The sequence below is a fragment of the Vibrio sp. D420a genome (genome assembly GCF_030248625.1).
In the GTDB taxonomy this organism is placed as follows: Bacteria; Pseudomonadota; Gammaproteobacteria; order Enterobacterales; family Vibrionaceae; genus Vibrio; species Vibrio fortis_A.
Map to the genome: position 1 here is coordinate 50,546 of NZ_JAHGAN010000023.1, position 24,719 is coordinate 75,264.

Sequence of the window (24,719 nt, forward strand, 5' to 3'; positions counted from 1 at the left end):
CTATGGTAGAGCTTGGCCACGAGAGTAAACAAATAGGTTGTACCACTCTTCGCGAGTTAGATTAACCTTACTCGCAGCAACACTTGCACGAATTCGGTCAAGGTTAGTTGTACCGATCACCGGTTGAATACCGGCTGGATGACGCAGAAGAAACGCTAATACGATCGCTTCACTAGTCACACTGTATTTTTCAGCAAGCTGTTGAACGTATTTCGAAGTCGCTCGAACACTTTCATCCTCAGAATTTAAGCCCTGCACTGAAAAACGTCCTTGCGCCAAACAGCCCCATGCTTGAAGTTGAACACCATTGGTGCGGCAGTATTCTAGCGTACCCGGAGCCCAATCCGATTCATTCAAGCCTTGAGAGTTAACCAGAACAACATCGTTGAGCCAATCCAGTTTCGCAAGGCTCATCTCCATCTGATTAACCACTAGAGGTTGGTCAAGAGCAGATTGTAGATACTCGATTTGATGGCCACTCATGTTAGACACACCAAAGTGTTCTACCTTGCCCGATGAATGCAGATCTTGGAGTGTACGAGCTAACTCATCGAGCTCCATCAGCGGATCAGGACGGTGTAGCAAGAGTACGTCTAATTTTTCCGTATTTAAGCGTTCAAGAATGCCTTCAACTGAACTCTGTACCCATTGTGCCGAGAAATCATAACGTCCAACGTTACCTTCACCTTGAAAACGAATTCCACACTTCGACTGCAGGAACATTTGATCGCGCAACTCAGTCTGGCTCTTTAATACTTGGCCAAATGCCTGTTCAGCTTTAGAAAATGTATAGATATCAGCATGGTCAAAGAGATTAATACCTGAAGCCATTGCTGTTTCGATAATAGCCTGTGTTTGGTACACATCGTCTTGAGAAACAGGGTTGTCGTTCCAACCACCACCGAGTCCCATACAGCCATATGCAATTTCACTGACATTAGTTAGGTGTTTTGACAAAGGAAGTACGTTTTTCATTATTCATTCTCGTATTCATAAAATCAGCCTTAATCATATTGTTCTACGAGAAAAACAGAATAGCCTGATTCCGAAATGATTGTTCGCTATAATGAACAAATCGTTACTGGAGATAAGACATGAATGAGCACAAACGTATTGAAAGGCTGATGTTGTTTGTTGAACTGGCTCAACAGCTCAATTTCACCAAAGCTGCAGAACAACTCGGTATTTCAAAAAGTTACTTATCCGAACAAATAAAACGGTTGGAGAGTGATTTAGAGTGCCCGTTACTGGTTCGAACTACACGCAGTGTCCGACTCACGCTTCAAGGCGAGCGTGCGCTTGCACAAGGGTTAATTATCCGATCTCAAGTACTCGACCTTGAACGAAGCGTATCTGATGAGCATGAAGCGATTAAAGGGGTGCTAAGAATCACCGCTCCCAAGATGTTTACTGAGATCTTTCTCTCTGACCTGTGCCAACGCTTTCAAGCGCTTTACCCAGACATCTATTTCGAGATAAACAGCAGCTACACCACCTACAACCTCAACCGAGAAGATATCGACATTGCATTTCGCGCCACTAACACACCACCAGAAAATATGGTAGCTAAAAAGCTGTTTTCATATCAACATGACCTCGTTGCTGCGCCGAGCTATCTAGAAAAGTTCGGTGAACCTAACTCACTCGACGATCTGCAAAATCATCAATGTCTTGCGACCCTACACCAACATGAATGGCCATTTAACAGTGGTAGCGTGCATGTTTCTGGTTGGCTCTCAAGCAACGAGAACCACCTTTTAAAGCAACAGGCTGTGCGTGGCAGCGGCATTATTCGTATCGCTAGTTATTACGTTGCTGAAGAGATCAAGCAAGGAAACCTAACACCACTACTCACTCATGAATGCATCGCAAACGGCAATTCCATCTATCTGTTTTATCCTCAAATGGTCTACCCAGCCAGAAAACATAAAGCTTTTGTGCAGTTCGTTCAAGACTACTTCGAAGAGCATAAAATCGAAAAGTAACTTGATTTATCAGCAGCTTACCTTGCTCCCAGAAGAGTGAATATAACGCCAGACGACACAATTTGTTACCTTTCAACAAAGGTTCAGGTGATCGTCTGTGCGTCCTCTTTCGAATAACGTTGTGATAGCCAACGTGTTTGTGTACGCACTGGAATGCACATCACTCGTTTAAGTCATGACTTAAAAGTGCCATCAAATCGAAACATGAATTTGCGTTACTGAACCTACCCATTGAGACAATGAGTACAATCAGGAGGATGTATGAAATACTGCCCGTTCTGCTCGACCGAATTAATCGAAAGACACCATGTACAGGTGTGCCCACGAAATGAGATCGGCGAATGCCGCTTCGATGGCTATGAACAGTACGAACAACGTGTGTTGGCCGAACTCTCGTCTGACAACCTTAATGTGAATAGCAATGTCTATAGTCGAATCCCAGAAAGGTAATCCTCAGCTGAAGCCCTTTTAACGACTATCAGCTTACCGTCACTAACATCTTTCGATGGCCCATCGCCCTTTTAGACGTGATTCATAGCGATGGCTAGACAAATAAAAACGCCCTTGAAGAAACAAGGGCGTTTTTCATTCTAAGTGTTACTGATAACTCTAATGGTGTAGCTCAGGATTCTGAAAAGCATCACCTAAGCTCACAACACGTAATTAATTCGCAGTATCAGCTGCTACTTTTGGTTGATCAACTTCTGTTAGAAGACCTTTAATCAGACTGACACAGCCTAGTAGTAGGATGATAGTAAACGGCAGAGCCGCAATGATTGTAATTGATTGCAGCGCTTGAATTGATTGTGTACCACCAATCCACAGCATTACCATCGCAATTGCGCCTGAAATGATTGCCCAGATAACCTTCTGACGAACTGGCACTTCTAGCTTACCGCCTGCAGTCATACCATCGATAACGATAGAACCAGAGTCAAGAGTCGTTACGAAGAATACGATAATAAGCGCAACTGCAATCACAGATAGAATGTTACCTAGTGGGTAAGCGTCTAGCATGTAGAACAGGCTTAGAGAAACATCAGCGATACCCTGATCAATACCCAGTTGGCCGACCTTATCCATCACTTGTTCAATCGCTACACCACCAAAGATAGACATCCATGCAGTTGTTACAAGCGTAGGGATGATAAGAACACATAGTAGGAACTCACGAACCGTACGACCTTTAGAGATACGTGCAACGAACATACCGAAGAATGGTGCGTATGCTACCCACCATGCCCAGTAGAATACTGTCCAACCATGTAACCAAGTTGTGTCTTCACGACCTGTCGTTTGGCTAAGTGGGATAATGTTTTTCACATAACCTGTTACCGCTGTCGCGACTGAATCTAGAACCGTAGTGAAATTAAGCACCGCGATGAAACCTAGGAAAACAAATGCGATAACCATGTTTAGGTTACTCAGTAATTTTACACCACCGTCCATACCACGAAGTACAGAAACAATTGCCAGTACCATAATCAGTACAATGATCAGTTGCTGGAGGAACAAGTTATTCTCTAGACCAAATACATGGCTGATACCACTTGCTGCTTGCGTACCACCTAGTCCTAGAGAAGTCGCTAGACCGAATAGCGTTACTAGAACTGTCATCACGTCAATCACGTCACCTGTTTTGCCCCAAACTTTATCACCAAGGATTGGGTAGAAAACTGAACGCATCGATAGTGGTAAACCTTTGTTGTAGACAAAGTACGCTAGACAAAGCGCTGCCATACCATAGATAGCCCACGCATGCAGACCCCAGTGGAATACCGTAGCGCCCAGTGCAGCTTCACGACCGGCTTCAGTATAAGCTTCTGCATTTAATGGCGTACCATACCAGTCAGTAAAGAAGGCAGTTGGCTCAGCCACACCCCAGAAGATAAGACCGATACCCATGCCCGCAGCAAACAGCATCGCAATCCAAGAAGCCATGGTGTAGTCAGCAGTTGCATTTTCCCCACCAAGACGAATTTTACCCAATGGAGAGAATGCTAAACCGATAGCAAAAATAAGGAAAAGGTTCGCACCCCACATAAATAGGAAATCGAAGTTTGCGAGTACTGCGCCTTTCACCGCGTCGATTGCAGCTTTTGCATCGCCGGGTGCCATTGCGAGAAGTGTTACGATGAAGAGAATTGAAAGGCCTGCCGAAGCAGTGAAAACCGTGTTGTGGACATCCATGCCCCACTTGTGAATGTTGTCTTGACCGACTTGATAATCTGTTGAATCTATACTGTATTTTTTTGACTTAAAACTCATAAATTAAGATGCACACATATTCGACAATCCGAATATAAGGACCAACTCCATATCCAATTAAAATTTGATCAGCGCGCCATACCATATAAAACGGTAAAAATAAGTGAATTTAATCAACCACTTATGGCGTCTTACTCAATCCCGAGGGCGCTATTATAACACAGAATAAAACATTTTTTTGGCAAAGCCTACGCACTAACCCACCAGAAACAGTATAACTATCTGATTATAAAGAACTAAATAGTGGTAACTTTTTTCAAAAAATAGTTAGAGTACAAATTAATTTTCTTGCTCATACCAAGTGCATTATTCACTTCAAACAACGCTCATTAGGGCATTCACATTTGCGGTCATTGTCTTACTCAAGTCATAAAAAAATGCAGTTGACTCATACGAGTACAACTGCATTTTTAAATCGTTTAAGGCTTAGTACTTGATTACCACATCAAGTCATCTGGCACGACGAAGTCTTTGTACGGGTCATCTTCATCAACTTCTTCTTCTGAAGCCGCCTGAGTATCAACGATAGATTCCTCGTCACGCATCGCAATCTTGTTCGCAACGCTGGTCGGGATAATCACGTACCCTTCGCCATCACGAGCAATACTTAAAATACCTTTACTTAGCTGCTTTTGAGTCAGCTCTTCGACGTATAGGTGCTTAACCAACGTACCGTCAGTAAAGTTGTATTTGATCTCGCCATCTTTTTGCTCGATCTTGTTCATCGCAATCAACTGTTTCACCTGAGCTTTGATCTCTTTACTCAGCTGTTTCTCTTTCATTTGTTGATTCAGCTCTTTATCTTTCGCTTGTTGCGCCAAACGGTTCTCTTCAGCGGCTGCTTTCGCCTCGCGAGCTTGAACACGTGACTTCTTAGAGCCTTTCTTTGCTTTTTTCAGCTTTTTCTCATTAACCAAGCCAGCTTTTAGCATCTGCTCTTGGAGTGTTAACTTTGCCATGACTTTCCCAGTTCAGGATTAAAAACGGCACTATCATACCTGTTTTTTGTCATTCTGTTTATATCCCCTGCTCGGTTTATGACAAGGATAAAGAGTCAAATCTCTAAACTCGCGATTACCGCCACTTAACTAGCACCAAATCTAGGACAAACGTTGACGAAATTGCGCTGGTGTCTGTTTCATCCAACTCCTAAATGCGCGTCTGAAATTAGCAGAATCGCTATAACCAAGCCGTTCCCCTATATCTTCAACACTGATGTCGGTGTTTAGCAACAACTCCTTGGCCAATTCTCGACGGACTTCGGCAAGCAAATCATGATAACTCGCCTCCTCTTTCGAGAGTTCCCGTCGCAATGTTCTCGAAGAGCAGCCAAATTCATCAGCCAATTGCTCGATGCTCGGAAACTGACCAGGTTCTTGATATAGCATCGCTCTCACTTGATTACTAAAGATTGAGGGAGAACCTAAGCTTGCCATGATGCTATGACAAGAAGATAAATAATGCTCTAAGGATGCAGCATCGTGACTCGGCAATGGCTCATGAAGTAAGTCACCATTAAAACGGAGCTCACAAAATGTTTGGTTGAATTCAATATTACAAGCAAACCGTTGTTGGTACTTGTCCCCATGGCTACACAAATCGTAGATAGGCTCTGGATAAGAAAGACGTAGCTTATTAACTTTCAGAGGTTGACGAGTCAACTGATAGAAAAGAGAAACAATAGAACTGAAGAAATACTCACAGCAGAAAGGCAACATTTCGCCTATATCCAACGAGTTCTCGATTCGGATGATCGCTTCATCAGAGTCCTGAATCAGTACCACGGAGAATATTGGACCGTTGAGCCGAAGATATTTAAAGCCACTCTTAACGGCTTCCAATACGTTTGCGCTCGTCGCCAGCACGTAACCCAGCACACCAAAGTGGTTCAACCTCGCCTGTTGTCCAAGCCACAAACCCAAACCTTCTTGAGGCAATAGGCGATTCACAGCCTTAAACACAATCAACTTGTCGGCAAAGCTGAGTTGAATATTAGGATCTTGCCAATCAATATTGGCTAGGCCAAGAGAAGACAACAACGCTTTACAGTCGATGCCTCGTGATTCTAAGCTATCAAGCAACAACGCAATATCTAAGCTTCCCAATGGTTGATGAGCACTACTTGGTTGATATGCCGCTAATACTTTCTCTTCTGTCATGACTCTTCCATAACCCGTCGTCTGCTCCCCTTCTAATCAATAGTTGAGTTGGTCTCTCTATTGGAACTTTACCATCTCCAAATCACACAGCGTGATAGCAAGCTGATTAATGTCCGATAATGACCTAACCTTTCGCTAAGTGGCTCACTAGAATAGTCATTATGTTAATGCCATGTAAACTTTAATCATGATTAAACCTGAAATCACCCGAAAAGCACCTAGAAGTATCATTGATTCTCAGGGCAAGCCCGTTGTCGGTCAGTTCGATACAGTCCCTCACGAGCTTAATATCGAGAGGTTCGATTATCGCAACGTGATGGATAATCCAGCCAATCGATGGCAACGCTACTTTCATTACAAGCAGTTCCAATTTGTCAGCGTGGTTACAGCAAACTATGTCATCGGTGTTGCGATCGCCGATATTCGCTATCTGGGTTCCGCATTCTGCTATGTGTACAACATCAACGACAACAGTCTTGAAGAGCAGTCTTGGCTTCGCCCATTCTCTCTAGACAAAGCAATAACATCTTCTCCCTACCAAGGAGTCACCCAAATTGCTCGCGGCCGAATCAAATTCGACATTAATAAAGGTAATTGGGCAGTAGAGATAAATACCAAGCACGTACAAGCCAACCTTGAACTCATAGGCAAAGAAGATAGTCAGCCGCTTTCAATGACAACACCAACTGGCTACTCAGGCTGGACCTATACCCAGAAACACAACGCGCTTTCAGTAAGTGGAAACCTGACCATTAACAACCATGAAGTGGACCTTGAGCACGCCTTAGGAGGCTACGATTTTTCAGCTGGCTATATGCGCCGGGAAACAAGTTGGCGCTGGGCAAGTATTAACACGCATCTTATTGGAGAGTCCTCAAAACTGATTCGATTCGGGTTGAATCTGGCGGCAGGCGTAAATGAGACTGGGACGTGTGAGAACGCACTTTGGATAGAGGGCATAAAACATCTCCTCCCTGTCGTCCACTTTGAATTTAACCGTGATGACATCACTCAACCTTGGCAGATTCACTCTGAAGATCGACGAATTGATCTGACTTTTACGCCTTGCAATAAACGCAGTGAAAAACTCAATTTGATTGTGCTTAAGAGCAATTTTCGTCAGTTTATCGGGCACTTTTCTGGCTCGATAACAGATAACGATGGGGTCACCCACCAGCTCGAGCATGTACTTGGATTAACTGAAGATCATTTTGCATGCTGGTAAGCGAAGTTACCCCCCCACTAAACCTATTAACCAAAACTGTTACTAATACATAACGAGGCATCCGATGAACATAGAGTCGCTCATCAACAACCCAGAATGGTTACTCGTGGTACTTGCACCACTTTTCATCGCTTGTATGCTCGCTGAATATTTCATTGGTCAAAAGCAGGGACACCTACCGGAAAACTCGCGCTATACCGTTACGGAAGTCGCTTGCAATTTTACTCTAGCAGGAATGCACCAACTTTCCGATTTGCTGACGGGACTATTGGTTGCACACCTGTATCTTTGGCTCTTTGGTTGGCGACTCATGGAGATTGAAATGGGGTTGGTCAGCTTCCTCTGTCTAATGATATTGCAAGATTTTTGCTATTACTGGTTCCACCGAGCGAGTCACAGAACACGCTGGATGTGGGCATCGCATGTTGCCCACCATAGCTCTGAACGAATGAATTTTAGTACTGCCTTTCGTCAAAGCTTGATGTATCCAATCTCTGGCATGTGGGTCTTCTGGCTACCATTAGTGATCATCGGATTTGAGCCTAAGTGGGTAGTATTCGTCGTACTTCTCAACCTTGGTTTACAGTTCTTCGTTCATACACAATGGATACGCACATTAGGTCCCTTGGAGTGGGTGTTCAACACGCCTTCTCACCATCGTGTTCATCATGGTCGTAATCCACAATACATTGATAAAAACTACGCAGGCGTGCTCATCATATGGGACAAACTGTTTGGCACTTTTGAACCGGAAGTGGAAACCGTTCGTTACGGCACCACTAAGCCAGTCAACAGTGATAACCCTCTAACTGTCACCTTCCAAGAGTGGAAACTGATTTTTCAAGACCTAAGAAACCGTGAATACAGTTGGCGTGAAAAGCTTAAAATGATGTTCACGCCACCAACTGACTAACCCAACAAGCTCAGGGCTGAGTTTGGAGCTTGTTTAGCCTGCGCCAAAATTGAACTAGAAGACTGTTGTAGTATTTGAGATTTGGTCAACTCTGTTGTTGTTTTTGCAAAGTCTGTATCCCTTATTTGACTTTTTGATGCCTGCACATTGAGATCAATATTGTTTAGGTTGCTAATAGCGTGCCCAAGCCGGTTTTGGAAAGCTCCAAGTTCAGCTCGATGCGAATCAACATACTCTAAAGCCTGGTCGACCAAAGCAATTCCCCTTTGGGCACCACCTTGAGAAGTTACATCAATATTAGACACAGTCTCATAGCGATATTCTGGTGCGCCCATTATTTCAAGGAAATCGCCATCGAGATTAACGTTAAAGTCAGGCCCATAAAATATTTGTAGTCGTCCCTCTCCATCAACCGATGTGTTAACAATATCCTGCTGGCCATTGATTCTTGTCGCGATTTCTTCTAGGTCGCTGCCTTTCTTCAAATCAAACGTCACCTGTTCAAAACCATATTCGTCAGCTATATCAACTGTTAGTGATGCGTCTCGAGGTAAGGTCCAGTCATCAGCTTTTCCCTCAGCTGTCCGCAAAAACATGCCACCAGCAGAAAGGCTGTCAGATCGTACGTTTTGTAGGCTCAGTACAACCGCCTCTCCACTATCAGCACCAATTTGAAACGATCTATCTTGAAACGAGCCATTTAACAACTTTGAACCAGCAAATGAAGTCGTTTCCGCAATTCTATTGAGCTCATCATTAAGCGCTGTAACCTCGGCTTGAATCGAAAGCCGATCATCTATTGAATTCGAGCCATTCGAAGCTTGTAAAGACAAATCACGCAACCTTTGGAGTACATTGGTCGTCTCATTTAAGGCGCCTTCCGCCGTCTGAGCGATAGAGATTCCATCGTTAGCGTTTCTTACTGCCACCTCAAGACCTCGATTTTGTACATTAAGTCGATTCGATATCTGCAGACCTGCTGCATCATCCTGAGCACTATTTATTTTGTAGCCTGATGACAGCTGTTCCATTGAAGTACTGACTTGGGAACTGGCATTATTTACAAACCGCTGAGCTGTCATAGCCGATACATTTGAATTTACATTTATAGCCATACTGTACGCCTAGTTATATTTATAAAAACATCAATAATTTACATGAATATTATGCATTTAATAACCTATCGGCACTTTATGAGCCAACTTTAATATATCCGTTCCTTTTTCGTCCGATTTGTTGTGCTATCTGTCGCATTCAGTACAAATACAAGCCAACACGGTTCAACAAAACAAATTTCATACGCCTTGACTAGAACTAAGTGACAAACTAGCTGAGCTCCATCGAATGATTTCATTCAAATAAAACATGGTGTTGAACATAAATCTAATCGCGAATCAAGTCGGCTAAGCTCATTGCGTTAGCGCCCTCACGGTGTTCTAATACTTGGGAAATCAGATAAAACTGGATATATCAACGTTATGCAGCACGACTCTCAGCCGACCTACTTCTTCTTCGATTATGAAACTTGGGGGACGAGCCCAGCCAAAGATCGACCAAGCCAATTTGCGGGTGTTCGCACCGACCAAGATTTCAACATCATTGGTGAGCCTCTGGTTATCTATTGCCAACCGCCAGCTGATTATCTTCCTGCACCTGAAGCTGCATTGATTACGCGAATCACCCCACAGAAAGCAATGTCACAAGGCTTACCTGAGCCAGAGTTCATCGCTAAGATTCACGCAGAGTTATCTAAGCCAAACACAACCAGCCTTGGTTACAACAGTATTCGTTTCGATGATGAAGTGACACGTTACACCTGTTACCGCAACTTTATCGATCCGTACGCGTGGAGCTGGCAAAACGGTAACTCACGTTGGGACCTGTTGGATGTGATGCGCGCGGTGCATGCATTGCGCCCAGATGGCATTGTTTGGCCAGAAAATGAAGAAGGGTTTCCAAGCTTTAAGCTAGAACATTTGTCTGTTGCTAACGGCATTGAACACGAAAATGCGCACGACGCGATGGCTGACGTTATCGCAACCATTGAAATGGCGAAGAAAGTTAAAGCTGCTCAACCGAAAATGTTCGACTACTTGTACAACATGCGTCATAAACGCAAACTGAATGAACTTGTCGACATTGTTAACATGACACCACTCATGCACGTCTCTGGCATGCTAGGTAAAGAGTGTAACTACACCAGTTGGATTGTGCCGATGGCTTGGCACCCTACCAATCAAAACGCGGTTATCGTTGTAGACTTAGCGAAAGATCCAACGCCATTGCTTGAATTAGACACTGATGCATTGCGTGAGAGGCTCTACACCAAACACAGCGAATTAGGTCCAGACGAACTGCCTGTACCGATTAAACTCGTGCAACTGAACAAATGTCCTATTCTTGCACCAGCGAAAACACTAACGGCTGAAAATGCTGAAACCATTGGCATTGATCGCCAGCAGTGCCTGGCAAACTTAGCGATTCTTCGTGAACACCCAGAGATTCGCGAAAAGCTGATTGGTCTTTATTCTGTTGAACGCGAGTATGAGAAAGACGACGATGTTGATACTCAGCTTTACAATGGTTTCTTTTCACCATCAGATAAAGCCGCGATGGATATTATTCGTCAAACTGAACCAAACAACCTCGCTGCACTCGAGATCAGCTTTGCCGACGAACGTATAGAGCCCCTTCTGTTCCGTTACAAAGCACGTCACTACCCTTGGACGTTAGATGAATCAGAACAGCAAAAATGGGCTAATCACTGCCGTGAGTTTTACGAAAGTCGACTTGAAGAGTACATGCTCAACCTTGAAAATCTTGCTCATGAGCATGAAAACGATGAAAAGAAGATGGCAATACTCAAAGCGGTATACCAGTACGTAGAGAAACTCGCGAGCTAAACCCGTCTTTTATAGCTCTAAAACTTTATATGTACTAATTCAGACTTAAATAGCGGTTACTCGTTAACCGTTATCCATTAACTCAGAAAGAGACTCCTTTTGAAAGAAAGATTGATCCAACTTGTGTATCTAATGATCTCTTTTACATTGATCATCGGTTCACTGACAGCAGGCAACGCCATTCAAATCCTTCTCGATACTGCGATTCCTGGAAGTATCTTTGGCATGCTACTGCTTTTCTTCGCAATGGTGATCGGAATTATCCCGCCTCATTGGGTTCAACCCGGTGCGAGCCTGATCATCCGTTTCATGATCTTACTGTTTGTACCTATCAGTGTCGGTCTCATGGAGCACTTCGACATGCTAGTTGCCAACGCCCTACCAATTTTGGCCAGTGCGGTTGGTGGCACACTGATCGTCCTTATTTCTCTATCTTGGTTCTTGGACCGAGTAATTGCGAAGGGGAAATAGTATGTGGCTTCTTCTGACTATTGTTGTGTTTCTTTTTGCTCGTTGGGTAAGTCAAAAAGTAAACTCGCCATTATGTAACCCCCTATTGATCAGCTTAGCGATCATTATTCCGCTACTCACCTACTGGCGAATTCCATTCGAAGAGTACTATGCAGACAACACTTGGATTACCTTTATGCTGCAACCTGCCGTTGTTGCGCTCGCCTATCCTCTGTATGAGCAGCTACCGCAGATAAGAGCCAATTGGCGCATCATCACCTTTGCTTGCGTCTTAGGCAGTGTAATGTCAATGCTGACCGCTGCATTGATTGCCGCTGCGTTTCATGCAGACCTTGGCTTAATTGCAAGCTTACTCGGTAAATCGGTGACCACGCCAATCGCGATGGAAGTCTCTAGCCATCTCGGTGGTGAAGCTGCTATAGCGGCCATTTTGGTACTTTTAGTTGGTTTATTTGGTGCAATTTTCGCGTATCCAATCTACAACCTAATCGGCATTAAAAGCCCGATAGCACGTGGACTAACTATGGGAACGGTCTCTCACGCATTAGGAACCGCAACCAGTGCAGAGAAAGATCCACGTGATGCTGCATTTAGCTCGCTAGCATTAGTGTTATGTGGCGTTATTACTTCGATATTGGCACCTTCTGTGTTCTCACTGGTGTTATGGATATACTCATAATTGAAAAAATTTAGCCCGAAGTAGCTGATAATCTATCTATGTCGTTGCTATTTCCCGAACAAAATCAGAGCGCTTTTCCAACAAATCTTTGGGAAATGCGCTCTTTTTTTCCACTAAACTATTTATTCATGCAATGTGATGCATCCGTCAATTTGTGATATCAATTACACTTTGCTGGCTGCAAACGATTTCATTTGTGACCTCACTCTAATTGTGCAACACAATGTAACAACCAACATTCATTAGTGACATTGATCACAGAAAGTTTCTGAGTATTGCATAAACTTAAAGCCTAAGGTCAATTAAGGATTCAACATGAACAGTCGTATTACCCTGGCGCTGGAAAGTGCTCCAGCTTCATTGAAAGCACTTTTAAGTGACATCGTATTAGCAGACAACTTTGACGCCACAATCTCTAAAGAGCAGTTTCAAAGCTTGCTGGATGCAAGCGGTCTTTCTGATAAAGAAGTTCGTCTAGCTTTACTGCCAATCGCAGCTGCGTTCTCTTACGCACCGCTTTCTGATTTTTACGTTGGTGCAGTAGTGCGCGGCCTATCTGGCCATATCTACTTCGGCGCGAACATGGAGATTGCCGGTGCACAGCTTGGACAAACGGTACACGCAGAACAAGCAGCAATCAGCCACGCTTGGATGAAAGGCGAAAAAGGACTTTCTGACATCACCATCAACTACAGCCCTTGTGGTCACTGTCGTCAATTTATGAACGAACTGACTACGGCTAACGAGCTGAAAATTCAGCTACCAGAACGTGAAGAGCGTTCACTACAAGATTATCTTCCAGACTCTTTCGGCCCTTCTGATCTAGGCATCACCGAAGGTCTAATGACAGAGCTTGACCATAAGTACACGACTGAAGAAACAACACCTATTGTTGTTAAAGCTCTAGAGGCGATGAACCGCAGTCATGCGCCTTACACCAAGAACCTAAGTGGTGTTTCGCTTCAACTAACGTCTGGTGAAATCTTCTCTGGTGCCTACGCTGAAAACGCGGCATTTAACCCGAGCTTGCCTCCACTTCAAGTAGCGATGATTCAAGTGATGCTGGCAGGTATTAGTTTCGATCAAATTGAGAGCGCTGCTCTAGTTGAAAACGCACAAGGCAACATTAGCCACTTGGCGGATACCCAATCAACACTGGAAGCAATTAACCCAGATATCCCAGTCACTTACTTAGCAATCTAATCGCATCTGATTAACATGCAATTTACATAAGCAGCCCTCTTTCAACGGGCTGCTTTTTTTATGCTTAAAATTCACTAAAACCACCACGCAAACGTTTGCTTTTAAGATTGGAATGAGTATGATCTCCCCGTTCTCAATTACTCGTTCAACATGTTCGGAAGGAATAACTATGTTTGGTACCGCCACTCGTGACAATGCTACTCGTGTACTTCTATTAGGCTCAGGAGAGCTAGGTAAAGAGGTTGCTATTGAATGTCAACGTTTAGGTTTAGAAGTGATCGCTTGTGATCGCTACCCAGATGCACCTGCAATGCAAGTTGCTCACCGCAGCCATGTGTTAGATATGCTCGATGGCGATGCGCTAGAAGCGATCATTGAACTCGAAAAACCCGATTACGTAGTACCTGAAATTGAAGCCATCGCAACCAGCAAACTGGTTGAGTTAGAAGAAAAAGGCCTAAACGTCGTTCCTACTGCAAACGCAACCAAGCTAACAATGAATCGTGAAGGGATTCGTCGCCTTGCTGCAGAAGAGTTAGAACTGATGACTTCACCATATCGTTTTGCCGATACGTTTGAAGATTTCTCAGCCGCCGTTGAATTTGTCGGCATCCCTTGTGTCGTTAAACCTGTAATGAGTTCATCTGGTAAAGGCCAAAGCGTTATTAAGAGCGAAGACGACATTCAGAAAGCATGGGACTACGCTCAAGAAGGCGGCCGCACTGGGGCTGGACGAGTAATCGTAGAAGGCTTTATCGATTTTGATTATGAAATCACTCTGCTTACTGTGCGTGCGGTTGACGGTGTTCACTTCTGTGCGCCAATCGGCCATCGCCAAGAAGACGGTGACTACCGTGAGTCATGGCAACCACAGGTGATGTCAGACAACGCACTCAAGGCTGCCCAATACACAGCAGGTAAAGTGGTTGATGCTCTAGGCGGCTACGGCATCTTTGGTGTGGAGCTGTTCGTAAAAGGCGACCACGTGATCTTCAATGAAGTATCACCTCGCCCGCACGACACGGGTTTAGTTACACTGCTCTCTCAAGACTCTTCTGAGTTCGCTCTGCACGTTCGCGCATTCACTGGTATGCCAATCAAGAACATCACTCAATACGGCCCATGTGCTTCTGCTGTGGTACTTGGTCAGGGCACATCAACGAATATCCGTTTCGAAGGTCTAGAGAACGCACTAAATGCGCCTCAAACTCAGGTTCGCTTGTTTGGTAAACCAGACATCAATGGCCGCCGCCGTTTAGGTGTAGCTCTAACACGCCGCGATAGTATTGAATCAGCTATTGAAGACGCAGTAGAAAGTGCTGCTAAGATTAAAGTGATCTACTAATTTAAATCACTGCAGTACAAGTTGTCAGAAAAAAGACGGGCTTCAGTGCCCGTCTTTTCGTTGTTATAAGTAGTTAGTATCTTTTAAAGCTGACATTCAATCAGATAAACTTCTTCTGAGAAACGTGATAGACCTTTCTTGGCGATCTTAGGATGATCATCACCAGCAATATCTTGATTGAGTTGTGTAATCTTGTATCCAGAGAATAGCTGCTCTACTTCATCTCTTGGTACACTGAACGGAGGCCCACTCATCTCTTCTTGATTGTAATCCAGAGTCACTAACAAGATCTTGCCACCAGGTTTTAACAGCTGCTTCAACCTCTCCACATACTGCACTCGCATCTCTTTAGGCAATGCCACTAAAGAAGCACGATCATAAATCGTATCAACCGCTTGAATCGGCGCCGTGAAGTAATCACCAGTGTAGATGCTCAGTTCATCAAACTGGTACAGCTCATGTTGACCATTAATCTGTGTCACCATTGGCGTATAAAAATGTTCCGAGAAAAATGCACGGACAGCGATTTGGCTTAGCTCAACACCCTGAACGTCTTGATGCTTAGACGCCAACCAAACGAGGTCTTCGCTCTTACCACACAGTGGAACAAAAACGCTCTTGTCATGGCTAGGTTCAGTGTGCTTCCAAAATTCAATGAGCAGTGGATTCACATCTTCTAGGTGGAAACCAATTTGGTTTGCGGCCCATTTATTGTGCCAAAATTCAGGATTATTCATCTTTCGTTCATCTTGTTCATTTAATAATGCAAGGGTACAGGATAGACAGGTAAGAGCAACCTTGGCAGGGGTCAAAGTTCTTGAAAATGTGGAACTAACGCTTCTTTAATTTGTCTATATGTTCACATACTAAAACAAGAGAAAACGTTAAGGTTGGTTTCTGTTCAAACGGCCCCATATAGTATGTAGAGACACCACAGTTTGAACAACAATTTACTCTTAGCGTTACTGGTTACCCCTTTTAGTTTCACCGTTTTGTAACCTCGTATATTGGAGTTTGAATGAGTGTATTTCTCCGTACCACGGCACTAATGCTTCTTGTATTGAGCCGCGCGCCTGCATTCGCAGCAACTGTATCAACTAACTCAGCAGAACCTACTCGCACACCAGCACAAAACCAAGTGTCATCGAAAGTATTCCGTCACAGCCTAAGCGGCCTGTACGGTATCAAAGCGTTTGACTCAAATCCAACTCAACCTTATACCGACTTCGACGTGCTTTACAGCAAATCACACCAAGCTCAAGCAGAGCTAGAAACCATCTGTAAAAGTACTGCCCTACTTACCAACTCTGAAGCACTGTTCGCCGGCGTAAAATCACAAGCTCGTGCAGAAGAAAAGATTGCATTGGAACTGAACGGTGATGTTACCCGAATCACAGACCTTGCTCGCGCAACCATCATCGCTAACGATGTAGAGAGCCTAGTAGAAGTGTACGAAGCAGTAAGCCGCGAAGCGGATGTCGTTAAAGTAAAAAACAAATTTAAGTCGCCTGCTGACTCAGGTTACCGTGACCTAAACTTGCTAGTTCGCCTGCCAAAAACGAATATCATCGCGGAAGTTCAGCTTCACCTTAAAGCAATTGCTGATGTGAAAAGTGGTCCTGAGCATGAACTGTATGAAATCATTCAGGGTATTGAGCGTAACGCACTGGCGCAAAACCGCCCTATCAATGACATTGAAGCAGCACAAATCAACAACCTAAGAAGCCAATCTCTAGAGCTATATCAGCAAGCTTGGCAGCCCTACATCACCACTCACATAAAAGCAGCCTAGTCATTTAACACTCACTAATGAAAGGTTGTTAACTCAAACAAATAGGCGGTCATCACGACCGCCTTTTTAGTGCTTCCAAGTATCTAATCTAGCCTTATCTATTCCTCGACTAGTCTTTGTGATTAGCACGAGAAAAATACGTGCAGTTGATCGCTTTTCTGTACTTTCATCCCTTGTCCTTTTCTGCTTCTATAGAACATCAACCCGATGACATATAAAAGGAATTAGGTCACATGAAGGTTATGCCATCTGTCATTTTGCTTGCTTCTGCTTTACCTCTCACAAGCTACGCCAATGAATGCGGTGAATTTACCATCGCAGATATGAACTGGAACTCAGCCAGTTTAATTGCTCATATAGACCAATTTATTCTCAACGAGGGATATGCGTGTGACGCTCAGCTAATACCCGGGGATAGCGTCCCTACAGGCACCTCTATGATTGAGAAAGGCCAACCAGATGTTGCTCCAGAACTCTGGACGAACGGCATCAAAGAAGCGTTAGACAAAGGTGTTGCTGAGAAGCGACTACGCTACGCTGGTAAATCTTTAACTAATGGTGGCGAAGAAGGCTTTTGGGTACCGAGCTACCTTGTTGAGCGATACCCCGAGCTAACAACCATAGAAGGAGTTATCAAAAACGCTAAACTGTTTGAACATCCAGAAGATGATGAAAAGTTTGCTTTCTATGGTTGCCCTGCCGGGTGGACTTGCCAAATTACTTCAGGACACCTTTTTGATGCACTGAAACTCGAAGATCATAACTTTGAAATGATTGATCCAGGCTCAGGTGCAGCGCTCGCAGGTACAATTGCCAAAGCGTACGAACGTAACAAAGCATGGTTTGGATACTACTGGTCGCCAACGCCGGTACTCGGTAAATATGAAATGGTGAAAGTTGATTTTGGAAGTGGGACGGATATAGAAGAGTTTCGTAACTGTACAACTCAACCAGATTGCGAATCTCCGAAAGTAACCATGTTCCCTGCAGCGCCAGTTCACACCGTTACAACCGAGAGTTTTGCAACCAGCCAACCAATCGCGTACCAGTACTTTCAAAAACGTGGGTTTACCAATGAGAAGATGAGTGAGCTTTTGGCTTGGATGGAAGATAATCAGGCAGACGCAGAAGAAGCAATGTATCACTTCTTGGAGACATCACCTGACGTATGGCACAACTGGGTACCACAAGACGTGGCCAAGAAAGTACAACAAGCGCTGTAAAAAGTGCTTTTATAGCATTTGTTAAGACAATTTACTTAACAAGACTCATTCGCGTTACAGATACCAAAAAGAAAAAGACCACGCTGTGCGTGGTCTATTGCTTGGCTACTTCTCGATTTTAATATTTTCAACGCGGGCTTTTAGTTTTTGACCCGGTCTGAAAGTAACAACACGTCGAGCAGAGATTGGAATGTCTTCACCAGTTTTAGGGTTACGACCCGGACGCTCGTTTTTCTCGCGAAGATCAAAATTACCAAAACCTGACAGTTTTACCTGTTCGCCATTTTCTAGTGCTTTACGAACTTCTTCGAAAAACACTTCAACCGTTTCCTTGGCATCCCGTTTGCTGTATCCGAGTGTCTCAAACAGGTTCTCAGCCAAATCGGCCTTCGTGAGTGCCATAAAACTTTCCTCAAAGCTATGTTAAACCTTGCTACTATCGTCAGTAGCGCCGAAGCATTTACCCTATTCAATCAATGAGATAAGGCTGTTTACAAGGAAAGTGTATGCCAAGCTTCTGATTTTCGCCAACTTTTTTATCTCAACTCTTTAATTATTTATGCAAATCAAGAACATAACACTCTTAATTAAGTGGATATTAAACTGGAAAACATCTAACTAGCGAACATCAATTAGAAGTAAAAACCAAATAAAATCAGATATTAAGAATATATAACTTAATTGATACTTTTATACAAAATCGAGACTTTACACTTACCTCCAATAAAATCAGCCACTTGGTTTAACATTAATCTCAACAGAGATTATATTTCGAACACAGAATTTCATGCCATTTATGACTCAACAGGATTTAATTCGAATACTCATATTGTAGCAATCGATTTCGATGATGCTTGTCAACGCTATAAACGCCCTCTTCCCTGTTGAAAGTCGTGGTTCAAATGTGACAACAGCTTGAATATTTGGTGAGCGACACCCTGGTCGCATTAGCTCTACTATTTCTCATTGTTTCAACCAAAGTGATCAAAGTTTGATATAACATCTCTCAACTCACTGATATGAAGACAAGCCAGACTCAAAGAAGTTGGAAGGAAGTAACTGATATTTCAAATGTATAAGTGCGACCGATAACGCATTCATCAAGAATCAAATGTGAAATGTCACGTATTTGATTTCTGTATGCATTGAATCCAATTGCAACCGTATGATTACAATTAACCAGTTTAGTTAAGATCTATAAATTGGAAGTAATTATATGATAAGGAATGGTTTTTATTGTCTCCTCCCAGCTGTTGCATTGGCTATCCTGACAGGATGTGGCGGTAGCGATGGAGGAAGCTCACCAAATAGTTCTCTTACGTTACCGCAAACCAACTTTGATCTCGAATCGACTGCATTCGAAGAGGCTCGCATTGATATCCCGTTTAGCGTTCGACACATTACTGGGGATAACCTTTACTATGGTGTATTCGGCGACAGTGAGGTGATAGAGAGAATCGATATCTACGCAAATGACGATAACACCGGCTATGCGAGCGTGCTTTTTAAGCCAGGATATCAATTGGGAAGTGGTACTAAATCAACCAATATTGAATTCAACATTTGTCACGATTACTACTGCAACGAGCACTATTCTGGTTCACCCAAATCTGTCGTTCTGACTAACGAAGTGACACTGGACCAACAAATCAGCTTAGCTGAATCCAAAATCGAAGTTACTGCAGATTATAACGATGTGAATATAGGTCATAATGTTGCGGAGCTCATCCAATTTTCTGGTTCTGATCCCTACCAACTTCATATAGAAGCACAAGCTGGCAATCCAATAGTAACATCTGTCAATCCTTTCCCTGCACTCACTAGCATCGGGCTGAATATGACATTTGACACGCCTTCTGTTGTGGGAGGTGGAACATACAGTTCGGCTGTCACCGTCAAAGCCTGTTACGATGCTAACTGTGCTTATCCGATTGAAGGCAGCCCGATTACCGTCCCTGTTGATTACATTATTACAGGGATGACACCGACACCAAGTCCGGACCCCGACACAGGAACACCAACAACGCCACCAACCAACAACGCGAAAGTCGATTTTGATAATCAACCAAGCCACAACACGATTGACGCAGCCTATTCTGACGCACTAAATGTGATAGCCATCGTTTCTGATTCACCAAAAAACGCGGTCTATTTCTATAGCCTGTCAGACGCCAAGTCTTATGAAATCGACCTAACTAGAACTCCCACTTCTATCGCAGTCGATAATATCAATGGGACGAATCGCTTTATCGTCGGTCACAACATGATGATCACGACTGTAAACTACAATAACGCCACGCCACAAAGTAGCCAAACCAATCAGATATTCAATTCTCATGATGTCTTTGATTTGTCGACTGACGGTAGATACGCGTGGACGTTACCAAGCGAAGACCAGTGGGAAGAGCTACAGATCATCAACCTCAATGACGGTTCAGTCAAACTCGGCGATGTATGGGGTTACTATGAACAGACAAAATTGAAGATTAACCCGACGAGCTCAGCTCTTTACAGCCTAACCACGGTAATAAGCCCAGGAAATATTTCTAGAGCAGATCTAACTGATCCGGCTTCGCCTGCATATCCGGTCAGCTCGATTTATCATGGAGACTACCAATTCTGTAATGATTTTTGGTTCAATCATACTGGCACATCTATCTTTACCCAATGTGGTGTAAAGCTAAATGCATCAGACAATGCCAAGGAAGACATGCGCTATGCAGGCCAAATTACACTGCCACCAACACAAGGTTGGCCATATTATTCTGCGATTGAAACATTGGACGAATCACACGATAGCACGAAGCTTGCGTACGCAATGCAGGGAGAAGAGCATGCGATAAGAGTCTTGTCATCGTCTGATTTGAGCTTACAAGAGAGCTTCACCTTAGATGACTCAACCATAGAGAACATTGACTACCCTACTACTCCTAAGTTCCTATTCTATGGCGCAGACGGCAAACTCAACATTGTTGGCACAGCAACAGCAAACACCGAGACTCATACTCTCATTTTCCAACACTAGCTATCCCTTCTAACCTTGTTATCGAAACAACAAAGGCCTCGCAAATCGCGAGGCCTTCCATGTCAATTATGCTAAAGCAAATTACTCTTTACGCTACTTGGATAAGGTATCTCTAAACAAGTCTTGGTCAAGTTCCATGCTTTTCAAACAAGGGCCAATTTGATCACGCTTATCAAGGTGCGTTGTTAAGTGAGATGTTATTAGGCACGTAGCGTAAAATCGCAAATAGCCATCGACCTCGTTAAATGTTTTATTAGGAAACTTCTTCTCAACTTTAGAGACACAAAACTCCTCATTTTCTTGCATGTCATTGATACACTGCTGCTGCGTTATATCAAAGCACGCCAAATACTCTGGTTGTACACAAAATAGATCGTTTCCATTTGCATGCAACTTATCAAGGGTTGCCTCAGCTACAATTTCTTTGATTAGATTATTTTTCTTCGGTTTTTCCGCCGTTGTAACACAACCACTTAAAAACACAGCCAACGTCACTGCTATATAGAACTTCATTCTTACCTATCTTTTTTGAATTGTTGTCACTTAACCAGTAAGGATATACACAATCAGCCAAATCAAAGATTTGCCGTTTTGAGCGAATAATTATAAATCGCCTTACTATTCAAGAGATTGTACATAAATGCTCGACCATTGATAAACATTTAATAATTCAAATCAATAAAACGAAGCAACAGACATCAACTCAACAAATAATATGCGTAATCAGCAAGCCTACAGTGAAATAATAAATGTACTTCCCTCTCCTACTTTTGATTCGACAGTCAATGTACCATCGAGGTTATCCACCATAGCCATTGCGAGGGAGAGACCTAGCCCGTACCCTTGTACATTGCTTCTGCTGCTATCGACTCGGTACAGACGTTCAAAGATCAATGCTTGGAACTTAGGCTCAATGCCGATGCCAGTATCTTGAACAGAGATTCTCACCGAATCATTGCCCGTTTGTTCAGCACTCAATGTAACACTGCCTTGCTCGGTATATTTAATCGCGTTATCAAGCAGATTAACCAATACCTGCGTCAACTTGTCTGGATCCGATTGAAGTCTCAGTTCACTTGCCACATCGACGATCAATTCAATCTGCTTGTCTTCAGCGACATCTTCATACCAACTCGCAACATTGCGGACAACCTCAGATACGTTCGTCTCAATTTTCTGCGGTATACGTTTACCCGTCAGTTCATCATTGAGCTTCATTAAAGCCGTTAACATGTTGCTCGCTTGCGTGGAATGCTCTGCGCAATCTGCTAACGCTTCTTTCATTGATTGCTGATCGCCATTGTTAATCAAGGCGGTTTGAGAAGCTAATGTGATTCGCGAGAGAGGCGTACGAATATCGTGAGCAATTGCATCAACCGTTGTGTTCAAGGTCGTCGTAACGTGGTGAAGTCTCGCCACCGAACTCTGGACACTTGTACTGATCACCTCTAACCCTTGTGGTGACTCTGTATGCGGCTCTTTGAGCTCCAACTGTCCTTTCTGGAGCTGATCCAACAGATCACCAAGAGTGACAAGCGGAGACATAGCACTTTGTATAATCTTACCGGTAAAGACTGCCGTTACTACCAACAAAGCCACAAGAGCATAGAGTGTCATTAACCATTGATTGAACGCGATGTGGTCCCTTGCACGATTATCCAGTACCAGCCAAAAGTCGTAACCCTCACCTTCCATTTTCAGCGACATGTAGGGATTAAATACAAAGCTATCAAGCCACGTTTTTTGGTTATCAATCTGATACTGTACAAGCGAACCGGCCAAATCAACGCCATTGGAGTTCAACAACCTATTAGCGATATTCGTATCCCCAGCAACAAATACCTCTTCATTCGGCTTGTGATTATTCACGGCATAGGCCGCAATATTATTCTCTATAAGACGATGCGGGTTCGCCTCCAACACATGAATCAGTCGCTCAGGCGAGTCGTAGGTCAAAATTCGTTGATACTCAGACGACATCGAGGTCATTATCTTCTTTTCAGTTAGATAAAGATCGAAGAAGAATATTGCTCCAACAATCAACTCCACCAACAACAAGCAGAGCAACAGCGTTGCCATAAGGCGCAGTAGCAGATGATTTTTAGCTTTCGCCAGAGCTTGTTCGATATTACGACTTGAGGACATAACCGACGCCTCTCAATGTATGAATCAACGGTGTTGAAAACCCTTTATCCACTTTGCTTCGCAAGCGACAGACCAGAACATCAACAACGTTAGTTTGTGGGTCGAATTGATGTCCCCATACGTGTTCTAAGATGGCGGTTTTAGACATCACCGCTTCTGGGTTCTCAAGAAGTAGCTTTATCAACATAAACTCACGCTGATTGATAGTAATCGTTTGTTGGTCACGACATAGAGTGTGTTTGATGAGATCAAGACTAAGAGGACCATACTCGAGCGATAAAGCCTGAGTGGCTGGTTGCTTTCCACGACGAGTCAGCGTTTGACAACGAGCCAAGAGTTCAGGGAAAGCAAATGGTTTAACTAAGTAGTCATCAGCTCCAGATTGTAATCCCTGAACACGCTCTTCCACTGAATGCTTTGCACTTAAAATAATTACCGGCGTTGCGTAACCTTGTCCTCTCAGCTCTGCCAAGACTTCAAAGCCATCTTTCTTCGGCAACATAATATCGAGAATAATGACATCGAATTCTTCAGTCATCGCTTCATGCAGACCGTCAATGCCGTCTGTTGCGTGCGTTACGCTAATCCCTTGTTGCTGAAAGCCATTCACCAAAAATTTGGCAATATGAAGATCATCTTCAATCAATAGTATTTTCATTAACGTCCATTTATTCGTAAGCCTTGTTCTCAATACACTCTATCAACATCCTTTCTCGAATATAACCAAGATTACAACTTTGTAATGTTTCGGAAAGACTGCAGCAATTATGACTTCGTTAGTATGACCTTGTTGAATCAAAACACCTTGTTGGTGAAACACAGGTCACTGAAACAAAACCAATCAAAAATATGTCTTAACGGAGTAAACATGAAAACAATGACACGTACTTTTATCGCAGCAGCTTTCGCTTCATTTGGCTTCTCTAACTTTGCATTGGCCGCGGAAACTCAAACCGTATCGGTTACACAAATCTCTTCCAAAGCCGCATTTCAGTTAGCTCAAGAAGCGGTAAATCAATGTGAGACAGATGGTTACAAGGTTTCAGCTACCGTTGTTGATCTATCTGGAAACGTCATAGCTCAGTTACGCTCTGACGGCGCGGGTATCCACACATTAGACAGCTCTCGTAAAAAAGCCTTCACCGTTGCAAGCATGAAGCAGCCGTCAGGGAACTTAATGAAACTCATCGCTGACAAACCTATCATGCAGCCTCTACAAAACATGGATGACAATCTACTGTTCTTGGCGGGTGGCGTTCCAGTACAACTGAATAACACTATGATTGGCGCTATTGGTGTTGGCGGCGCGCCGGGTGGACATTTAGATGTGGCTTGTGCTGACAAAGCGATTAAGAAATTCTTTTAACCACTGCTTGCCCGCAT

The 24,719-nt window shown here is 43.6% G+C and carries 23 protein-coding genes; 13 read left to right on the forward strand and 10 right to left on the reverse strand.

Features of this window, described 5'->3' with window-relative positions:
* Complete coding sequence (locus KI743_RS15225) at nucleotides 1-975, reverse strand: aldo/keto reductase family oxidoreductase (RefSeq protein ID WP_285467107.1); 975 nt, start codon at nucleotides 973-975, stop codon at nucleotides 1-3.
* Between the two features lie 119 nt (nucleotides 976-1,094).
* On the opposite strand from KI743_RS15225, the gene KI743_RS15230 reads away from it, so the two are divergent.
* Complete coding sequence (locus tag KI743_RS15230) at nucleotides 1,095-1,985, forward strand: LysR family transcriptional regulator (protein ID WP_285467108.1); 891 nt, start codon at nucleotides 1,095-1,097, stop codon at nucleotides 1,983-1,985.
* Nucleotides 1,986-2,246: 261 nt separating this feature from the next.
* A complete protein-coding gene (locus tag KI743_RS15235; RefSeq protein WP_285467110.1) occupies nucleotides 2,247-2,435 on the forward strand; it encodes a hypothetical protein in 189 nt (62 codons plus the stop codon).
* Between the two features lie 213 nt (nucleotides 2,436-2,648).
* On the opposite strand, the gene KI743_RS15240 is transcribed toward KI743_RS15235, so the two are convergent.
* From KI743_RS15240 to KI743_RS15250, 3 genes are all read right to left on the reverse strand, one after another.
* The gene (locus tag KI743_RS15240) at nucleotides 2,649-4,253 is read right to left on the reverse strand and encodes a BCCT family transporter (RefSeq protein ID WP_285467111.1); all 1,605 of its coding nucleotides are present in this window, start codon (nucleotides 4,251-4,253) and stop codon (nucleotides 2,649-2,651) included.
* Nucleotides 4,254-4,690: 437 nt separating this feature from the next.
* Nucleotides 4,691-5,212 (reverse strand): DUF2058 domain-containing protein, encoded by a 522-nt coding sequence (locus tag KI743_RS15245; protein ID WP_032548855.1) that lies wholly within the window; start codon nucleotides 5,210-5,212, stop codon nucleotides 4,691-4,693.
* A 141-nt stretch (nucleotides 5,213-5,353) separates the two neighbouring features.
* Nucleotides 5,354-6,412, reverse strand: a complete 1,059-nt coding sequence (locus KI743_RS15250) for an AraC family transcriptional regulator (RefSeq protein WP_285467113.1) — start codon at nucleotides 6,410-6,412, stop codon at nucleotides 5,354-5,356.
* Between the two features lie 187 nt (nucleotides 6,413-6,599).
* Here KI743_RS15250 and KI743_RS15255 point away from each other — a divergent pair, with 187 nt between their 5' ends.
* Together KI743_RS15255 and KI743_RS15260 are read left to right on the forward strand one after the other, a co-directional pair.
* A complete protein-coding gene (locus KI743_RS15255) occupies nucleotides 6,600-7,637 on the forward strand; it encodes a DUF2804 domain-containing protein (RefSeq protein WP_285467115.1) in 1,038 nt (345 codons plus the stop codon).
* 64 nt (nucleotides 7,638-7,701) lie between these two features.
* The gene (locus tag KI743_RS15260; protein ID WP_285467116.1) at nucleotides 7,702-8,550 is read left to right on the forward strand and encodes a sterol desaturase family protein; all 849 of its coding nucleotides are present in this window, start codon (nucleotides 7,702-7,704) and stop codon (nucleotides 8,548-8,550) included.
* Here the strand turns inward: KI743_RS15260 and KI743_RS15265 are convergent.
* Nucleotides 8,547-9,665 carry a flagellin gene (locus KI743_RS15265; protein ID WP_285467117.1) on the reverse strand — a complete coding sequence of 373 codons (1,119 nt, stop codon included), beginning with the start codon at nucleotides 9,663-9,665 and terminating at the stop codon, nucleotides 8,547-8,549. The two genes, KI743_RS15260 and KI743_RS15265, sit on opposite strands and share 4 nt — an antisense overlap.
* Nucleotides 9,666-10,028: 363 nt before the next feature.
* Here KI743_RS15265 and sbcB point away from each other — a divergent pair, with 363 nt between their 5' ends.
* The 5 genes from sbcB to purT all read left to right on the forward strand — a co-directional run bounded on the left by sbcB (nucleotide 10,029) and on the right by purT (nucleotide 15,151).
* Nucleotides 10,029-11,453, forward strand: coding sequence for an exodeoxyribonuclease I (sbcB, locus tag KI743_RS15270; protein WP_285467118.1), 1,425 nt, complete (start codon nucleotides 10,029-10,031; stop codon nucleotides 11,451-11,453).
* 99 nt (nucleotides 11,454-11,552) lie between these two features.
* On the forward strand, nucleotides 11,553-11,924 hold the full coding sequence (locus KI743_RS15275; RefSeq protein ID WP_285467119.1) for a CidA/LrgA family protein: 372 nt from the start codon (nucleotides 11,553-11,555) through the stop codon (nucleotides 11,922-11,924).
* Nucleotide 11,925: 1 nt separating this feature from the next.
* Entirely contained in the window at nucleotides 11,926-12,603 is a 678-nt protein-coding gene (locus KI743_RS15280) for a CidB/LrgB family autolysis modulator (protein ID WP_285467121.1), read from the forward strand.
* A 315-nt stretch (nucleotides 12,604-12,918) separates the two neighbouring features.
* Complete coding sequence (cdd, locus tag KI743_RS15285; protein WP_150872705.1) at nucleotides 12,919-13,806, forward strand: cytidine deaminase; 888 nt, start codon at nucleotides 12,919-12,921, stop codon at nucleotides 13,804-13,806.
* 169 nt (nucleotides 13,807-13,975) lie between these two features.
* Nucleotides 13,976-15,151 (forward strand): formate-dependent phosphoribosylglycinamide formyltransferase, encoded by a 1,176-nt coding sequence (purT, locus tag KI743_RS15290; protein ID WP_285467123.1) that lies wholly within the window; start codon nucleotides 13,976-13,978, stop codon nucleotides 15,149-15,151.
* 83 nt (nucleotides 15,152-15,234) lie between these two features.
* Here the strand turns inward: purT and KI743_RS15295 are convergent, their stop codons facing one another.
* On the reverse strand, nucleotides 15,235-15,888 hold the full coding sequence (locus KI743_RS15295) for a thiopurine S-methyltransferase (RefSeq protein ID WP_032548843.1): 654 nt from the start codon (nucleotides 15,886-15,888) through the stop codon (nucleotides 15,235-15,237).
* A 281-nt stretch (nucleotides 15,889-16,169) separates the two neighbouring features.
* Here KI743_RS15295 and KI743_RS15300 point away from each other — a divergent pair, with 281 nt between their 5' ends.
* Together KI743_RS15300 and KI743_RS15305 are read left to right on the forward strand one after the other, a co-directional pair.
* Nucleotides 16,170-16,943 carry a RelA/SpoT domain-containing protein gene (locus KI743_RS15300; protein WP_032548842.1) on the forward strand — a complete coding sequence of 258 codons (774 nt, stop codon included), beginning with the start codon at nucleotides 16,170-16,172 and terminating at the stop codon, nucleotides 16,941-16,943.
* 233 nt (nucleotides 16,944-17,176) lie between these two features.
* Nucleotides 17,177-18,166 carry an ABC transporter substrate-binding protein gene (locus KI743_RS15305; RefSeq protein WP_285467126.1) on the forward strand — a complete coding sequence of 330 codons (990 nt, stop codon included), beginning with the start codon at nucleotides 17,177-17,179 and terminating at the stop codon, nucleotides 18,164-18,166.
* 105 nt (nucleotides 18,167-18,271) lie between these two features.
* Here the strand turns inward: KI743_RS15305 and ihfA are convergent, their stop codons facing one another.
* Nucleotides 18,272-18,568 (reverse strand): integration host factor subunit alpha, encoded by a 297-nt coding sequence (gene ihfA, locus KI743_RS15310; protein ID WP_004734853.1) that lies wholly within the window; start codon nucleotides 18,566-18,568, stop codon nucleotides 18,272-18,274.
* 814 nt (nucleotides 18,569-19,382) lie between these two features.
* Between ihfA and KI743_RS15315 the strand changes: the two genes are divergently transcribed.
* Nucleotides 19,383-21,191: a hypothetical protein gene (locus tag KI743_RS15315; RefSeq protein WP_285467127.1), complete on the forward strand. Its 1,809-nt coding sequence runs from the start codon at nucleotides 19,383-19,385 to the stop codon at nucleotides 21,189-21,191.
* 93 nt (nucleotides 21,192-21,284) lie between these two features.
* On the opposite strand, the gene KI743_RS15320 is transcribed toward KI743_RS15315, so the two are convergent.
* The 3 genes from KI743_RS15320 to KI743_RS15330 all read right to left on the reverse strand — a co-directional run bounded on the left by KI743_RS15320 (nucleotide 21,285) and on the right by KI743_RS15330 (nucleotide 23,994).
* A complete protein-coding gene (locus KI743_RS15320; protein ID WP_032548840.1) occupies nucleotides 21,285-21,704 on the reverse strand; it encodes a hypothetical protein in 420 nt (139 codons plus the stop codon).
* A gap of 219 nt (nucleotides 21,705-21,923) precedes the next feature.
* The gene (locus tag KI743_RS15325; protein WP_285467128.1) at nucleotides 21,924-23,336 is read right to left on the reverse strand and encodes a cell wall metabolism sensor histidine kinase WalK; all 1,413 of its coding nucleotides are present in this window, start codon (nucleotides 23,334-23,336) and stop codon (nucleotides 21,924-21,926) included.
* Nucleotides 23,320-23,994 (reverse strand): response regulator transcription factor, encoded by a 675-nt coding sequence (locus KI743_RS15330; RefSeq protein ID WP_285467129.1) that lies wholly within the window; start codon nucleotides 23,992-23,994, stop codon nucleotides 23,320-23,322. The genes KI743_RS15325 and KI743_RS15330 overlap by 17 nt, the downstream gene beginning before the upstream one ends.
* Before the next feature lie 210 nt (nucleotides 23,995-24,204).
* Here KI743_RS15330 and KI743_RS15335 point away from each other — a divergent pair, with 210 nt between their 5' ends.
* The gene (locus KI743_RS15335) at nucleotides 24,205-24,702 is read left to right on the forward strand and encodes a heme-binding protein (RefSeq protein WP_285467130.1); all 498 of its coding nucleotides are present in this window, start codon (nucleotides 24,205-24,207) and stop codon (nucleotides 24,700-24,702) included.
* Nucleotides 24,703-24,719 lie beyond the last annotated feature (17 nt).

Coding starts and splice junctions, on each gene's coding strand:
- KI743_RS15225 (WP_285467107.1), bottom strand. CDS start 975: ATGAAAAACGTACTTCCTTTGTCAAAACACCTAACTAATGTCAGTGAA.
- KI743_RS15230 (WP_285467108.1), top strand. CDS start 1,095: ATGAATGAGCACAAACGTATTGAAAGGCTGATGTTGTTTGTTGAACTG.
- KI743_RS15235 (WP_285467110.1), top strand. CDS start 2,247: ATGAAATACTGCCCGTTCTGCTCGACCGAATTAATCGAAAGACACCAT.
- KI743_RS15240 (WP_285467111.1), bottom strand. CDS start 4,253: ATGAGTTTTAAGTCAAAAAAATACAGTATAGATTCAACAGATTATCAA.
- KI743_RS15245 (WP_032548855.1), bottom strand. CDS start 5,212: ATGGCAAAGTTAACACTCCAAGAGCAGATGCTAAAAGCTGGCTTGGTT.
- KI743_RS15250 (WP_285467113.1), bottom strand. CDS start 6,412: ATGACAGAAGAGAAAGTATTAGCGGCATATCAACCAAGTAGTGCTCAT.
- KI743_RS15255 (WP_285467115.1), top strand. CDS start 6,600: ATGATTAAACCTGAAATCACCCGAAAAGCACCTAGAAGTATCATTGAT.
- KI743_RS15260 (WP_285467116.1), top strand. CDS start 7,702: ATGAACATAGAGTCGCTCATCAACAACCCAGAATGGTTACTCGTGGTA.
- KI743_RS15265 (WP_285467117.1), bottom strand. CDS start 9,665: ATGGCTATAAATGTAAATTCAAATGTATCGGCTATGACAGCTCAGCGG.
- sbcB (WP_285467118.1), top strand. CDS start 10,029: ATGCAGCACGACTCTCAGCCGACCTACTTCTTCTTCGATTATGAAACT.
- KI743_RS15280 (WP_285467121.1), top strand. CDS start 11,926: ATGTGGCTTCTTCTGACTATTGTTGTGTTTCTTTTTGCTCGTTGGGTA.
- cdd (WP_150872705.1), top strand. CDS start 12,919: ATGAACAGTCGTATTACCCTGGCGCTGGAAAGTGCTCCAGCTTCATTG.
- purT (WP_285467123.1), top strand. CDS start 13,976: ATGTTTGGTACCGCCACTCGTGACAATGCTACTCGTGTACTTCTATTA.
- KI743_RS15295 (WP_032548843.1), bottom strand. CDS start 15,888: ATGAATAATCCTGAATTTTGGCACAATAAATGGGCCGCAAACCAAATT.
- KI743_RS15300 (WP_032548842.1), top strand. CDS start 16,170: ATGAGTGTATTTCTCCGTACCACGGCACTAATGCTTCTTGTATTGAGC.
- KI743_RS15305 (WP_285467126.1), top strand. CDS start 17,177: ATGAAGGTTATGCCATCTGTCATTTTGCTTGCTTCTGCTTTACCTCTC.
- ihfA (WP_004734853.1), bottom strand. CDS start 18,568: ATGGCACTCACGAAGGCCGATTTGGCTGAGAACCTGTTTGAGACACTC.
- KI743_RS15315 (WP_285467127.1), top strand. CDS start 19,383: ATGATAAGGAATGGTTTTTATTGTCTCCTCCCAGCTGTTGCATTGGCT.
- KI743_RS15320 (WP_032548840.1), bottom strand. CDS start 21,704: ATGAAGTTCTATATAGCAGTGACGTTGGCTGTGTTTTTAAGTGGTTGT.
- KI743_RS15325 (WP_285467128.1), bottom strand. CDS start 23,336: ATGTCCTCAAGTCGTAATATCGAACAAGCTCTGGCGAAAGCTAAAAAT.
- KI743_RS15330 (WP_285467129.1), bottom strand. CDS start 23,994: ATGAAAATACTATTGATTGAAGATGATCTTCATATTGCCAAATTTTTG.
- KI743_RS15335 (WP_285467130.1), top strand. CDS start 24,205: ATGAAAACAATGACACGTACTTTTATCGCAGCAGCTTTCGCTTCATTT.